This is a genomic window from Armatimonadota bacterium (assembly GCA_031081585.1).
Taxonomy (GTDB): Bacteria; Sysuimicrobiota; Sysuimicrobiia; order Sysuimicrobiales; family Humicultoraceae; genus Geohabitans; species Geohabitans tengchongensis.
In genome coordinates this window covers 1-13220 of sequence record JAVHLY010000019.1, presented here as the reverse complement: position 1 = coordinate 13220, position 13220 = coordinate 1, and the positions used below count along the sequence as shown (strand labels likewise).

Annotated in this window: 11 protein-coding genes, 1 tRNA gene and 1 pseudogene; 10 read left to right on the top strand and 3 right to left on the bottom strand. The window is 74.3% G+C overall.

Annotated features, from left to right (window positions below; translation table 11 throughout):
- Nucleotides 1-5: 5 nt before the first annotated feature.
- Genes RB146_08870 through RB146_08845 form a run of 6 tightly spaced genes read left to right on the top strand, consistent with a single transcriptional unit; the run spans nt 6 to nt 7393 of the window.
- Complete coding sequence (locus tag RB146_08870) at nt 6-1022, top strand: alpha-ketoacid dehydrogenase subunit beta (GenBank protein MDQ7829092.1); 1017 nt, start codon at nt 6-8, stop codon at nt 1020-1022.
- A 6-nt stretch (nt 1023-1028) separates the two neighbouring features.
- Nucleotides 1029-2207 (top strand): dihydrolipoamide acetyltransferase family protein, encoded by a 1179-nt coding sequence (locus RB146_08865; GenBank protein ID MDQ7829091.1) that lies wholly within the window; start codon nt 1029-1031, stop codon nt 2205-2207.
- Nucleotides 2204-3412: a sugar phosphate isomerase/epimerase family protein gene (locus RB146_08860; protein ID MDQ7829090.1), complete on the top strand. Its 1209-nt coding sequence runs from the start codon at nt 2204-2206 to the stop codon at nt 3410-3412. The genes RB146_08865 and RB146_08860 overlap by 4 nt, the downstream gene beginning before the upstream one ends.
- A 59-nt stretch (nt 3413-3471) precedes the next feature.
- Nucleotides 3472-4461 (top strand): ABC transporter substrate-binding protein, encoded by a 990-nt coding sequence (locus tag RB146_08855; GenBank protein ID MDQ7829089.1) that lies wholly within the window; start codon nt 3472-3474, stop codon nt 4459-4461.
- A 29-nt stretch (nt 4462-4490) separates the two neighbouring features.
- Nucleotides 4491-6215 carry an iron ABC transporter permease gene (locus RB146_08850; protein MDQ7829088.1) on the top strand — a complete coding sequence of 575 codons (1725 nt, stop codon included), beginning with the start codon at nt 4491-4493 and terminating at the stop codon, nt 6213-6215.
- Nucleotides 6215-7393 carry an ABC transporter ATP-binding protein gene (locus tag RB146_08845; protein ID MDQ7829087.1) on the top strand — a complete coding sequence of 393 codons (1179 nt, stop codon included), beginning with the start codon at nt 6215-6217 and terminating at the stop codon, nt 7391-7393. Before RB146_08850 ends, RB146_08845 begins: the two co-directional genes overlap by 1 nt.
- Before the next feature lie 44 nt (nt 7394-7437).
- On the opposite strand, the pseudogene RB146_08840 reads toward RB146_08845, so the two are convergent.
- Nucleotides 7438-7995: pseudogene (locus tag RB146_08840) on the bottom strand (HAD hydrolase-like protein).
- 23 nt (nt 7996-8018) lie between these two features.
- Here RB146_08840 and RB146_08835 point away from each other — a divergent pair.
- The 4 genes from RB146_08835 to sigH all read left to right on the top strand — a co-directional run bounded on the left by RB146_08835 (nt 8019) and on the right by sigH (nt 11608).
- Nucleotides 8019-8390, top strand: coding sequence for a hypothetical protein (locus tag RB146_08835; GenBank protein ID MDQ7829086.1), 372 nt, complete (start codon nt 8019-8021; stop codon nt 8388-8390).
- Entirely contained in the window at nt 8315-9904 is a 1590-nt protein-coding gene (gene cysS, locus RB146_08830) for a cysteine--tRNA ligase (protein MDQ7829085.1), read from the top strand. Before RB146_08835 ends, cysS begins: the two co-directional genes overlap by 76 nt.
- Nucleotides 9905-9907: 3 nt before the next feature.
- The gene (gene rlmB, locus RB146_08825; GenBank protein MDQ7829084.1) at nt 9908-10828 is read left to right on the top strand and encodes a 23S rRNA (guanosine(2251)-2'-O)-methyltransferase RlmB; all 921 of its coding nucleotides are present in this window, start codon (nt 9908-9910) and stop codon (nt 10826-10828) included.
- A gap of 141 nt (nt 10829-10969) precedes the next feature.
- Nucleotides 10970-11608: an RNA polymerase sporulation sigma factor SigH gene (sigH, locus tag RB146_08820; GenBank protein ID MDQ7829083.1), complete on the top strand. Its 639-nt coding sequence runs from the start codon at nt 10970-10972 to the stop codon at nt 11606-11608.
- 217 nt (nt 11609-11825) lie between these two features.
- On the opposite strand, the gene moaA is transcribed toward sigH, so the two are convergent.
- Entirely contained in the window at nt 11826-12803 is a 978-nt protein-coding gene (gene moaA / locus RB146_08815) for a GTP 3',8-cyclase MoaA (GenBank protein ID MDQ7829082.1), read from the bottom strand.
- A gap of 203 nt (nt 12804-13006) precedes the next feature.
- Nucleotides 13007-13083 (bottom strand) — tRNA-Thr (locus RB146_08810).
- Nucleotides 13084-13220 lie beyond the last annotated feature (137 nt).

Genomic DNA, 13220 nt, shown 5'->3' with positions numbered 1-13220 from the left:
GGGCCGTGAGCACGGCGACGGGCGGGACGGAGGTGGGCGTGCGGGAGCTCTCCTATGCGGAGGCCATCCGCGAGGCGCTTCGCCAGGCCATGCACGCGGACGAGCGCGTGATCCTGCTCGGCGAGGACATCGGCGTCTACGGCGGCGCCTTCGGGGTGACCGACGGGCTGCTGGAGGAGTTCGGGCCCGAGCGCGTGCGCGACACGCCCATCTCCGAGGCGGCCATCACCGGGTGCGCCATCGGCGCGGCGGTGACCGGCCTGCGGCCGGTGGTGGAGATCCAGTTCATGGACTTCATCACTCTGGCGATGGAGCAGCTCGTCCTCCAGGCGGCCAAGATGCGCTACATGTTCGGGGGGACGGTCACCGTCCCGATGGTCCTGCGCACGCCCGCGGGTGCGGGGACGGGTGCGGCGGCGCAGCACTCCGGGAGCCTGGAGGCCTGGTTCGCCCACGTCCCGGGACTGAAAGTGGTGGCTCCGGCGACGCCCGCCGATGCCAAAGCGCTGCTGCTCGCCGCCATCGCCGACCCCAACCCGGTCATCGTCGTCGAGCACAAGCTCCTCTACCGGACCCGCGGGCCGGTGCCGGAGGCGCCCGCGCCGGCTCCCCTCGGCGTCGCCGCCGTGCGCCGGGAAGGGCGCGACGTCACGGTGGTGGCCACCTCGGTGATGGTGCCGCGGGCCCTGACGGCGGCCGAGCGCCTGGCCGCCGAAGGGGTGGACGTGGAGGTGGTGGACCTGCGCACGCTGCGGCCGCTGGATGCGGAGACCCCCGCGGCCTCGGCGCGCAAGACCGGACGGGTGGTGGTGGTCTACGAGGCGGTGAAGACGCTGGGGATCGGCGCTGAGGTCGCGGCGCGACTGGTGGAGGGGGAGACCTTCTACCACCTGAAGGCGCCGGTGGTCCGGCTGGGCGGGGCGGAGTGTCCCATCCCATACAACCGGACGCTGGAGCGGGCGGCGGTCCCGCAGGAGGAGGATATCGTCGCCGCGGTCCGGCAGGTGCTGGCCGAGGGGTAGGAGCGCATGGCCACGCCGGTGATCCTGCCCAAGTTCGACATGACGATGGCCGAGGGGACGCTCGGGCGCTGGCTGGTCGGCGAGGGCCAGGCGGTCCGGCGGGGCGACCCGCTGGTGGAAGTCATCACCGACAAGGTGACGATGGAGGTGGAGGCGCCCGCCGATGGGGTGCTGGCGGGGGTCCGCGCCCGGGAGAGGGAGCGCGTCCCGGTGGCCGCCGTCATCGCCTACATCGTGGCGCCCGGCGAGGCCCCCCCAGCCCCAGCGGCCGCCGCAGCGCCAGGGACTCGTCCGGCGGGGGAACCGCCGGCTGCTCCGGCGGTGCGCCGTCGGGCCCGTGAGGCGGGGGTGGATCTGGCCACCCTCCGCGGCACCGGACCGGGCGGGCGCATCACCGAGCACGACCTGGAGGCGGCCCTGGCCGCGCGCAGGTCGCCCCCGGACCGGCTGCCGGCCACGCCGGGGGGTGGCCCCGCCGTCGAGCCCCACCTCCGCCCGCCGGGCGAGCGGCGGCCGCTCGACGCGCGGCGTCGCACGATCGCCGCGCGCATGGCCCAGAGTGCCCGGGAGATCCCGCACATCTACCTGAGGCGAGCGGTGGACTTCTCCGGGCTCGCACCCACCCGCGTGTACACTGCCGCCGTGGTGGCCGCCGCGGCGCGCGCCCTGCGGGCACACCCCCTGCTGCGCGCCGCCTTCCAGGAGGACGCCATCCTGGTCCACCAGGCCATCGACGTGGCCGTGGCCGTGGACACGCCGCAGGGCGTGGTCGCCCCGGTGGTGCGCGCCGCGGACGGCAAGAGTGTCCAGGCGATCCAGGCGGAGGTGGCGCTCCTGGCAGAGCGCGCGCGGGCGGGGACGCTGCGGGCCGAGGACCTCCAGGGAGCGGCCTTCACCGTCTCGAACCTCGGGGTGTTCGGCGTGGACGCCTTCACCGTGCTCATCCCCCCGGGCCAGTCGGCGCTGCTGGCGCTGGGCGCGGTCCGTCCCCGCCCGTGGGCGGTGGGGAACGCGGTGGCCGTGCGGCCGGTCGGGGAGGTGGTGCTGGCGCTCGACCATCGCGTGGCTGACGGGGCGGACGGCGCCCGCTTCCTCGACGACCTCTGCCGCCTGCTGGCGCAGGGAGGCGGCACGGACCAGGGGCCGGGGGTGGACAGGGGGCCCTCCACGCGGAGCGGACCGTGACGGTCCGGGTGCGGGAGCGGTACGAGGTCGAGCTGGCCTGCCGCCGCTGCGGGCGCCCGGCGCCGCACCTCGTCACGCCGGGCGAGGGGGGTCTCTCGCGTGTGACCTGCATCCGCTGCGGACGGGCCGTGGCCGTGGACACGCTGCGCTTCATGGAGCAGTACGTCGACGGCGTAGTGCGGCGGCTGCTGGCCAAACCCTTCGAGATCACCACCCAGTTCAACCGGAACCCGCGGGCCTTCATCGCCTCCCTGCCCGGGCGGGTGCTCACCAAGCCCTTCCGCGTCGCCGCCGAGCTGCGCACGACGATGGACATCGTCCGGCCGCGCGCCCTCCGCCCGGCGCGTGGGACGCAGCGGCGGCCGCCCGCGCTCGCCCCGGGCGAGCTCCCGCACCCGGAGCGCCGCTGCCAGGTCCTGCTGAGCGCTCCCGTGCTGTGGGCCCATCCGGCCGAAGAGATCCTGGAGGCGGCGCGCGACCTCGGCTACGACGGGGTGGAGCTGTGGGCCTACCAGCTCCTGGAAGAGGGGGCCGACCCGGCCGCGCTGGCCGCCCAGGCGGCGCGGCTGGGGCTGCGCCTGACGCTGCACACCCTGAGCTGGGACCTCAACCCCACCTCGCGGGTGGAGCCCATCCGGGAGGCGTCCCTGGCGGCCCTGCACCGCTCGGTGGAGCTGGCCGGGCAGCTGGGGGTGCGGCTCGTGGTCATGCACCCGGGGCAGACCACGGCGCCCTACGATGAGGGGGAGGCCTACTGGCCGGCGCTCGTGTCGGCGGTCCGCGAGGTGGCCGACCATGCCCGGGCGGTCGGGGCGGTGGTGGGCGTCGAGCACATGGAGGCCCGGCAACGGGAGTACGTCATCACGCCGGAGGACGCCAACCGCCTGGTGCGCGACGTGGACCGCCCCAATGTCGGCACCGTCCTGGACGTGGCGCACATCCCCTGGGGGGAGGACGAGGCTGCCTTCCTGGGGCGGCTGCGGCACGTCGTGCACGTCCACCTGAGCGACGCGGATCGCTCGCGACTCCACCTGCCGCTGGGGCAGGGGGAGCGGGACCTGGTGGGGGTCCTGGCGGCCCTGCGCGCCTATACGGGGACCATCGCCATCGAAGGGTTCTCGCTGAGCGCCGGGGCGGACCTGGCCCGGTGGAACAAAGCGCAGTTCGAAGACCTGTGGCGGGCGGCGGCGGCCGCCCCGGCCTGAACGCGACCACGCAGAGAGGGGTGGTGGAGGTGCGGAGACGGTCCAGGGGAGCAGTGACGGTGCTGGTGGGGCTGGCGGCGGCTCTGGTCGCGGGCGTCCCGGGGTTGGGGGCGCCGGCCGCCGTCCCGTCGGGCGAGATCACGCTCTACACCTCGGAGTCGGAGGACGACGTGAACGCCCTCGTGCAGGACTTCACGCGCCGCACGCCGGGCGTGCGCGTGCAGATCTTCCGGGCCGGCTCGGGGCCGGTGGTCTCCAAGCTCCAGGCGGAGCTGCAGGCGGGGCGGATCCAGGCCGACGTGATCTGGTTCGCCGACATCGACTTCTTCCGGTCCCTGGCCGGCCGTGACCTGCTCCTCCCCTACCGGCCCCCGGCGGGCGCCCGCGTCCCCGCCCCGTACCACTACGAGGGGGACCGCATGCACGAGGTGCGCCTGATCTTCAACGTCGTGGCCTTCAACACCAACCACGTGCGCTTCCGCCCCTCCAGCTGGTGGGACCTCACCCTCCCCCGCTACCGCGGCCGGGTGGGGATGCCGAGCCCCTTCGTCTCCGGCGCCGCCTTCAACCACGTGGGTACCTTCGCCAGCCTGCGGGAGTTCGGGTGGGACTACTACCGCAAGCTGCGGGACAACGGCGCCGTGGTCCTGCGCAGCAACGGCGACGTAGCCCAGAAGCTCGCCTCGGGGGAGGTGAGCATCGCCCAGATTGTCGACTTCTTCGTGCGCAACCTGAAGAGGGAGGGCTCCCCCGTCGACCACATCTGGCCGCGCGAGGGGGCGCTGCTCGTCCCCACGCCCGTGGCCATCATCAAGACGACCGGCAACGTCCCGGCGGCCCAGGCCTTCGTGAACTACCTGTACACGCCGGAGGCGCAGCGCCTCTTCGTGCAGCGCTCCTACATCCCGGTCGTCCCGGGGATCCCCTACCCCGAGGGGGTGCCGGACATCAGCGAACTGCGCGTGCTCCACCCCAACCTGGCCTACATCGACCGCCACCGCGAGGAGATCCGCCGTATCTTCGGCGAGCTCTTCGGCGTGACCCGCTAGCGGCGGGCCGGCGGCGGACCGGCGCGGCGGTGCGCGAGGCCACCCTCCCTCCGGCGGCGCTCCCCGCTCTGCGGGCGACGGGGCGGGCCGTCCTGCCGGTCGCCGTGGGGGCGGTGGCGCTGCTGCTCCTCGTGCTCGTCCTCTACCCGTCGGTGGTGCTGGTGCTCAACGCCGTCACCGCCGACGGGCGGGTGACCCTGCAGCTCCTCGCCCGGGTCGCCGCGGACTCCGGCGCCCACCGCGCCCTGGTGAACAGCCTGGTCGTCTCGGGCAGCGCCACGGCCGGCGGGACGGTGCTGGGGACGGTTTTCGCCTGGCTGGTGACGCGCACCGACCTGCCGGGACGGGGACGGTGGGACACCGCCCTGCTGCTGCCCTACATGATCCCGCCCTTCATCGGGGCGATCGCCTGGGTCTACCTGCTCGGCCCGGTGGGCTACCTGAACCAGGCCTGGCGCGCCCTCACTGGAGCCCAGGAGCCGCTCCTGGTGATCTACGGGCCGGCGGGGGTCGTCGCCGTCCTCACCCTCTATGGCTACCCCATCGCCTACGCCACCATGCGCGGCGTGCTGGAACGCATGCACCCCGCGCTGGAGGAGGCGGCGCGCATCGCCGGGGCGGGACCGGCCCGGGTGCTGCGCGAGGTGACGCTGCCGCTCATGCTGCCGGGCGTGCTGGCGGCGGCAGTGCTCCTCTTCATGTCCTCGCTGGCGAACTTCGGCATCCCCGCGGTGATCGGCTTCCCGGCGCGCTACGTCGTCCTGCCGACGAAGATCTACGACACCATCCTGAACTTCGATCTGCCCCACAACCTCCAGGTGGCGGCGGCGCTCTCGCTATGGCTCGTGGCCATCGCGGCGGTGCTGCTGTGGTCCCAGCGCCGCCTGCTGCGGCGGGCCACCTTCGCCGTGGTCACCGGCCAGGCCGGTGCCCCGACCCGCCTCACCCTGGGTCGGTGGCGCTGGCCCGCCGTGATGGGGCTGGGGGCTTTCGTGCTGGTGAGCGTGCTCCTCCCGCTCGCCGCCATCCTGCTCACGGCGCTCACCCGGGCGTACGGCCTGGCGCCCGCCCCCGAGCACCTGACGCTGGGGCACCTCCGCACGGCGCTGCTGGGCATCCCCAAGGTCCAGCGGGCCCTCGTGAACAGCGTTGGACTGGCGGCAGGGTCGGCGACGCTGGTGGTGGCGCTGGGGCTCGTGCTGGGCTACCTGGTGGAGCGGGTGCGGGTGCGCGGGGCGCCGCTGCTGGAGCTCCTGGTCACCATTCCCTACGCCGTGCCGGGGACGGTGGTGGCCCTGGCCATGATCTTGGCCTGGCTGCGCCCGGTGCCCCTGGTGGGCCTGCACCTCTACAACACCATCTGGATCCTGCTGGTGGCCTACGTCGCCCGCTTCCTCGTCTTCGGCTTCCGCACCGTCATGGCCGGGCTGGCCCAGGTGCACCCTTCCCTGGAGGAGGCGGCGCGCATCAGCGGGGCCACCGCCCGGGAGGCCTTCCAGGAGGTCGTCCTGCCCATCCTCCGCCCGAGCCTGGCCGCCGGGTGGGTGCTGGTCTTCATCCCGGCGGTGGCCGAGCTCACCCTCTCCGTCCTCCTCTACTCGGCGGGGCACGAGACCCTCGGGGTGGTGGTCTTCGGCCTGCACGAGGAGGGGAAGATCGCGCTCTCGGCCGCCGTGGCCGCGCTGGTCACCCTGCTGCTGGTGGCGCTCCACCTGGGGGTGCGCGCGGTGGCCGTGCGGGAGGTGCTGCCCTAGTGGCCGAACTGCGGTTGGAGGCGCTGGGGAAGGCCTACGGCGAGAGCTGGGCGGTGCGCGACCTCACCCTCACCGTGGCCGACAGCGAGTTCGTCACCCTGCTGGGGCCGTCGGGGTGCGGCAAGACCACCACGCTGCGCATGATCGCCGGTTTCGTTTCGCCCACCGCGGGCCGGGTGGTGCTGGACGGGCGCGTGCTCTCCGCCGCCGACGGCGTGCGGGTGCCGCCGGAGCGGCGCGGGATGGGCATGGTCTTCCAGTCCTACGCGGTGTGGCCGCACATGACCGCCCTGCAGAACGTCGCCTACCCGCTGCGGCGGCGCGGGCTGGGGCGGGTCGAGGTGGACTCCCGGGCCCGCCGCGCCCTCGACCTGGTCCACCTGGCGCCGTACGCCGACCGCTACCCCCACGAGCTCTCCGGCGGCCAGCAGCAGCGCGTCGCCCTGGCCCGCGCGCTGGTCATGGAGCCGGCGGTCCTGCTGCTCGACGAGCCGCTGAGCAACCTGGATGCGAAGCTGCGCGAGGAGATGCGCTTCGAGATCAAGGAGCTGGCGGACCGGCTGCGGATCACCGTCGTCTACGTCACCCACGACCAGGTCGAGGCGATGGTCCTCTCGCGGCGCATCGCCGTGATGGACCAGGGGCGGATCGTCCAGGTGGGCACCCCCGAGGAGCTGTACGACGCTCCGGCCACCCCCTTCGTGGCCACCTTCCTGGGCGCGGCCAACTTCCTGCCGGGCGTGGTGGAGGGGCACGACGGCCCGGCCGTGCGGGTGCGCCTGCGCGGGGTCGGGGCGGTGGTGACGGTGGAGGACCGCGCGGCCCCGGCGGCGGGGGAGGTCCTGCTCTGCGTGCGGCCGGAGGCGATCCACTTCGACCCGTCCGGCCCGCTGCGGGGACGGGTGGTGCGCCGCAGCTACCTGGGGAGCCACGTGGACTACCGCGTCCGGGTGGGGGAAGGCGACCTGCGGGTGGCTGCTCCCCCGGGAGGGCCGCGGGAGGGGGAGACGGTGGGGCTGCGGGTGGGCCGCGGTCGCCTCTATCCGGCATCCGACGGGACGGCCGGGCTCGCTCCCGCGTCCGGTGCGCTCGCCCCGGCGTCGGCGCCCGTCGGAGGCGGCACAGCGGATGTCCCTGAGGCCAGCGCCACGACGTCCTCCGGACGCTCGGCCAGATAGTCGGGCGCCGCGGCCACCAGCGCCGCCCGATCGAGCGCGCCCCATGCTGCGCCCACCGTGAGGACCCCGGCGCGGCGGCCCGCCTCTATGTCGAGCGGGCCGTCTCCCACCATCCAGGCACCGGCCCGCGCCATCCGCAGGCAGCGCAGCGCCTCCCGCACCGGGTCGGGGGCCGGCTTCGGCGCGGCCGCGTCCTCGGCGGCCACGACCGTCTCGAGGAACGGCGCCAGCCCCAGCGCCTCCAGGTCGCGCAGCGCCGGCCCCCGCCGCTTGGAGGTCACCACCCCCAGACGCACCCCGAGGCCGGCCAGCGCGCGGACCATGGCCGGCACGCCGGGGAAGGGGCGGAGGAGGGCGGCATGGTGCGCGTCGTACCAGGCGCTGTACGCCGCCAGCAGGTCCGGCACCCGCCCGGCGTCGAGCCCGGCCAGGCGCAGGGGCAGCGGCAGTCCCCAGCGCGCCAGCACCTCCGCCTCCGTCGCCTCGCGTCCCAACACCGCCCGGCAGGCGTGGCGGAAGGCCCCGGCGATCAGGGCGAAGGAGTCGGCGAGCGTGCCGTCCAGGTCGAAGAGGATGGTGGCGGGCCGCACGCCATGTACCATAGCACTGGTGGAGGAGGGCGGACGTGCGCCGGCATGAGGTACGGCTGCGCAAGGCACGGCTGGCCGTGCGGGCGGCACGGCAACTGGCCCGCCTGCGCCGCTCGCCCCGCCTGCTCCTGGTCCAGCGGGCGGCACTGCGCGAGCCGGTGGCGGTGGAGACGGCGGGGCCGCGCGCCCGCCCCACGGGGTTCTGGCGGGCGGGAGAGTTCTACACGGTGCGCCGCGTCCTGGAGACGCGGCGGGAGTACCACGCCGCCTACTTCCGCGTGGTCACCGACCGGGGGGCGTTCGACCTCCGCCGCCTGCGCTGGCTCGACCCGTGGACGCTGCGGGTGCGGCGCACCTGGGAGCTCATCGCCGCCCACGACGTGGTCGAGGTGAGGCGCCCATTCTGACCCTCTACAACACCCTGACCCGGCGGCGGGAGCCCTTCACCCCGCTGGAGCCGGGGCGCGTGCGCCTCTACGTCTGCGGCCCGAACCTCTACGGCGGGCTGCACGTGGGGCACGCCCTCTCCTACGCCGTCTTCGACGTGCTGCGGCGCTACCTGGAGTACCGCGGCTACCAGGTGCGGCACGTGCAGAACTTCACCGACATCGAGGACCGCATCATCGAGCGCGCCTCCCGCGAGGGGCGGCCGGTGGCCGCCATCGCCGAGGAGCACATCGCCCGCTTCTTCCGGGAAATGGACGCGCTGGGGGTGCGGCGGGCCCACGCCTACCCGCGCGCCTCCGAGGTGATCCCCACCATCGTGCAGGTCATCGACGGGCTGCTGGCCCGCGGCTACGCCTACACCGTCGACGGCGACGTCTACTTCCGCGTGACCGCCTTCCCCCGCTACCTGCAGCTCTCCCACCACACGGCGGAGGAGCTGCTGGCCGGCGCGCGAGTGGAGGTGGACCCGCGCAAGGCCCACCCGATGGACTTCGCGCTGTGGAAGGCGGCGCGGCCGGGTGAGCCGTCGTGGCCGAGCCCCTGGGGGCCGGGGCGCCCCGGCTGGCACATCGAGTGCACGGCCATGAACCTGCAGTTCCTGGGGGAGCAGATCGACATCCACGGCGGCGGGCAGGACCTGATCTTCCCCCACCACGAGAACGAGATCGCCCAGGCGGAGGCCTACACCGGCAAGGTCCCCTTTGCCCGCTACTGGGTGCACCACGCCCTGCTGCGCCCCGCCGAGGGCGAGGAGAAGATGACGCGCCACCTCGGCAACATCGTCTCCCTGGCGGAGGCGCTGGAGCGTCACGAGCCCGACGCCATCCGGGCCTTCCTCCTGGGGACGCACTACCGCACCCCGCTGCGCTGGACGGACGAAGCGGTGGCGGCGGCCTCCCGCGGGGTGGAGCGGCTGCGAACGGCGCTGCGCAACGCCGACGACGCCATCGCCGCCGCCCCGCCCGACGACCGGGCGACGGCGGGGCTGGACGCGGCGACTGCGGAGGCGCGCGGGGCCTTCGAGCGCGCCATGGACGACGACCTGAACACGCCGCAGGCGCTGGCGGTGCTCTTCCGCTTGGCCGCAGAGCTCAACCGCGTCGCCGACGCCATCCTGAAGGGCACCGGACGCGGACGGGCGGGCGTGTGGGCGGCCCGGGACCTCCTGCGGGAGCTCGGCGGGGTGCTGGGGCTGCGGCTGGAAGCGGCCCCGCTGGGCCCCGAGGTGGTCGAGGGGTTGCGTACGCTGCTCGTGGAGCTCCGGGCGGAGCACCCCGCTCTCTTCCCGGACGCGGCGGGCGACGCGGACCCGGAGGTGCTGATCGGGACGCTGCTGGCCGGCCGGCAGCAGGCGCGGGCCGCCGGGGCCTACGCGCTGGCCGATCGGGTGCGGGCGCGGCTGGGGGGGCTGGGGATCGTGGTGGAGGACTTCCCGGGCGGCTCGCGCTGGCGCCTGGCCCGCCGGAGGAGCTGAGCCATCGCCCACCCCGCCCGGCACGTCCCCGCCCGGCGCGTCCCCGACCGGCGCGTCCCCGACCGGCACGTCCCCGACCCGCGCGTCGCGGCGGCGGAACCCGACCAGGTCGAGGGACGCCGCGCCGTCCGCGAGGCGTTGCTGGCCGGCCGCCCCATCCGCAAGCTGCTGGTGGCGCGCGCCGCCCACGACCGGGCGATGCGCGAGCTCGTCGCGCTGGCGCGGGCGCGGGGGGTGCCCGTGCAGGTCGTGGAGGGGCGCTGGCTCGACCGGCGGGCGCGGACGGGCGCCCATCAGGGCGTGATCGCCCTCGCCGCCGTCCGTCCGAGCGTCGACCTGGAGGCGCTGCTCGCGGCGGCCGCCGCGCGTGGTGAGCCGCCGCTCCTGGTCCTCCTCGACGGCATCGAGGACCCGCAGAACACCGGGGCGATCATCCGAGTGGCGGAGGCCGCCGGGGCGCACGGTGTTGTCCTGCGCACCCGGCGGGCCAGCGGCCTCACCCCCGCGGTGGCCCGGGCCTCGGCCGGGGCGGTGGAGCACCTGCCGGTGGCGCAGGTGGCCAACCTGGCGCAGGCCATCGAGCGGCTGCAGCGCGCGGGGGTGTGGGTGGCGGGGGCGGACCTGCGCGGCGAGGACCTCTTCCGCACGCATCTGGTGCCGCCGCTGGCCCTGGTGATCGGCAGCGAGGGGCGGGGGCTCTCCCGGCTGGTGCGCGAGCGGTGCGACCGCCTGGTGCGCATCCCCATGTGGGGGCGGGTGGCGTCGCTGAACGCCGCCACTGCCTGCGCCGTCCTCCTCTACGAGATCCGGCGGCAGATGCTGCCGGCGCCGTCGCCGCCTCCCGGCGAGGCGGGGCCGGTCGATGCGGCGCCGGCGGGCGGCGCGCCGCAGGGCGCAGCGACAGGGCGCGCACAATTTCCTTGACGCTTTCCAGAGCCGTTCGTATAATTCGGGCCGACAAATGAAGAGAGCAGCTGACGGCGGAGCGACCGCCGGGAGCTCGGGCGCGGGGTCTCCGGCGAGCCCGGAGGGGCGGCCGGGCGGCTTCTGGCGGGAGGCGAGAGCGTGGCGCTGGCACGAAGAGAGACGCTGAGCTACACCGACATGCCCGATGAAGATCTCGTCGAGTCCGCCAAGCGTGGGGATGACCAGGCCGCCGAATTCCTCATCAGCAAGTACCGCAACTTCGTCCGCGTCAAAGCCAAAGCCTACTTCCTGATCGGGGCCGACCGGGAGGACATCATCCAGGAGGGGATGATCGGCCTCTACAAGGCCATCCGCGACTTCCGCGCCGACAAGCTCTCCTCGTTCCGGGCCTTCGCCGAGCTGTGCATCACCCGCCAGATCATCACGGCCATCAAGACGGCCACCCGACAGAAGCACATCCCGCTCAACTCCTACATCTCGCTGAACAAGCCCATCTACGACGAGGACTCCGACCGCACCCTGCTCGACGTCATCAGCAGCATCAAGGTCAGCGACCCCGAGGAGCTGGTGATCAACCAGGAAGCCTCGGCCAGCATGCGCGAGCGCATTCGCAAGAACCTCTCCGACCTGGAGCACAAGGTGCTCACGGCCTACCTGGAGGGGAAGTCCTACCAGGAGATGGCCACCGAGCTCAACCGCCACGTCAAGTCCATCGACAACGCCCTGCAGCGCGTCAAGCGCAAGCTCGAGCGCAACCTCGACGGCGAGGACGGCTAGTCTACCGGCTCACCTGCCCCCGCTGCCAGCACGTCATCCTGCGCCTGGTCCCGCTCGAGGCGGACGAGGTGGTCACCTGTCCGCGCTGCGGGGAGCGCTTCACCCCGGAGGAGGAGGAGCTGGTCGACCCCGAGGACGTCTGAGGGGCGGGCCCGCGCCTGGGGGCGGCGCCGGGTGAGGGAGTCGTGTGCGCGCTCTGGCCGCCGCGCGGGGGAGGTCAGCCGCCGATCTGGATCATCACGCGCTGCTGGGGGAAGAGGCGCTCGGCCAGGGCGTGGCCGAAGGGCCGCCGGTAGGCGGCGGCGCGGAAGAGCTCCCGGACCTCCTCGACGCCCGCTCCCCGCCGCAGCGGCGTCAGCAGGTCCACCTCGTCGTCGCGCAGGAGGCAGAGGCGCAGCCGCCCGTCCGCGGTCAGGCGCAGGCGGCCGCAGCGGGCGCAGAAGGGCTCGCTCACCGGGCTGATGAACCCCACCTGGCCGGGCGCGCCGGGCAGGGCGTAGGTCCGGGCGGGGTCCTCGCCCGAGAGGTCCAGCGGGTGGAGCGGGCCCAGCGCCGCCTCGATGCGCGCCCTCGTCTCCTCGCTGCGGACGATGCCGGCCTCGGCCAGGTCGGCCACGCTGCCGAAGGGCATGACCTCGATGAAGCGGACCTCCCAGGGGTGCTCCAGGGTCAGGCGGGCCAGCGGGACGACGTCCTCCTCGTTGAAGCCGCGCACCACCACGGCGTTGAGCTTGATCGGGCGCAGTCCCACCGCCTCGGCGCGGGCGATGCCGGCCAGGACCCGCTCGACGCGGCCTCCCCGAGTGATGCGCCGGAACTTGGCCGGGTCGAGGGTGTCCAGGCTGACGTTCACGCGCCGCAGGCCGGCGCGGGCCAGGTCGGCGGCCAGGTACTCGAGGAGGACGCCGTTCGTGGTCATGGCCACGTCCTCGATGCCCGGGACCGCCGCGATCTCGCGCACCAGGTCCACGATGCCCGGCCGCACGGTGGGCTCCCCGCCGGTGAGGCGGACCTTACGCACCCCCAGCTCGGCGGCGATGCGCACCAGTAGCAGCAGCTCGTCGTCCTGGAGGAGGTCCTCGGGCGGGCGGAAGGCGATCCCCTCGGCCGGCATGCAGTAGACGCACCGCAGGTTGCACCGGTCCGTCAGCGAGATCCGGAGGTCGCGCAGCTCCCGCCCGTACTGGTCGCGCATCGCTGGTTCCCATGCTACCCCCTCGGCGCGGCGGAGGCCAGCCACCGGGCCGGGCCGTCGGGCCGGCCCGCCCCGTCACGGGGACCGTGCTGACCCTCGCGGACCTTCCACTTTCGGTTCTGGACGCTGGCCGGGCTGGGCGCGGCGCTGCCGGCGCTGGAGCGGCGTCGCGGCGCCTGAGCGGGGATCCGGGTCGAACGCGGTGGAGCCGCCGGGGGGAGTCGAACCCCCAACCCCCGCATTACAAGTGCGGTGCTCTGCCGGGTTGAGCTACAGCGGCCTGCCAGGGCGAGTATAGCATTCAGGGTGCGGCTAGGGTGTCCTGTTTCGCATTAGTGTTGACAGTAGAGGAGGGCCATGTGACGAATCCTTCCCGCTGGAAACCAACCCCTTCCGGGTGGACGGGGAGGACCGCCC

What these genes read in the sequence shown, in the direction of transcription:
- RB146_08865 (MDQ7829091.1), top strand. Translation starts at nt 1,029, where the DNA reads ATGGCCACGCCGGTGATCCTGCCCAAGTTCGACATGACGATGGCCGAG.
- moaA (MDQ7829082.1), bottom strand. Translation starts at nt 12,803, where the DNA reads ATGCGCGACCAGTACGGGCGGGAGCTGCGCGACCTCCGGATCTCGCTG.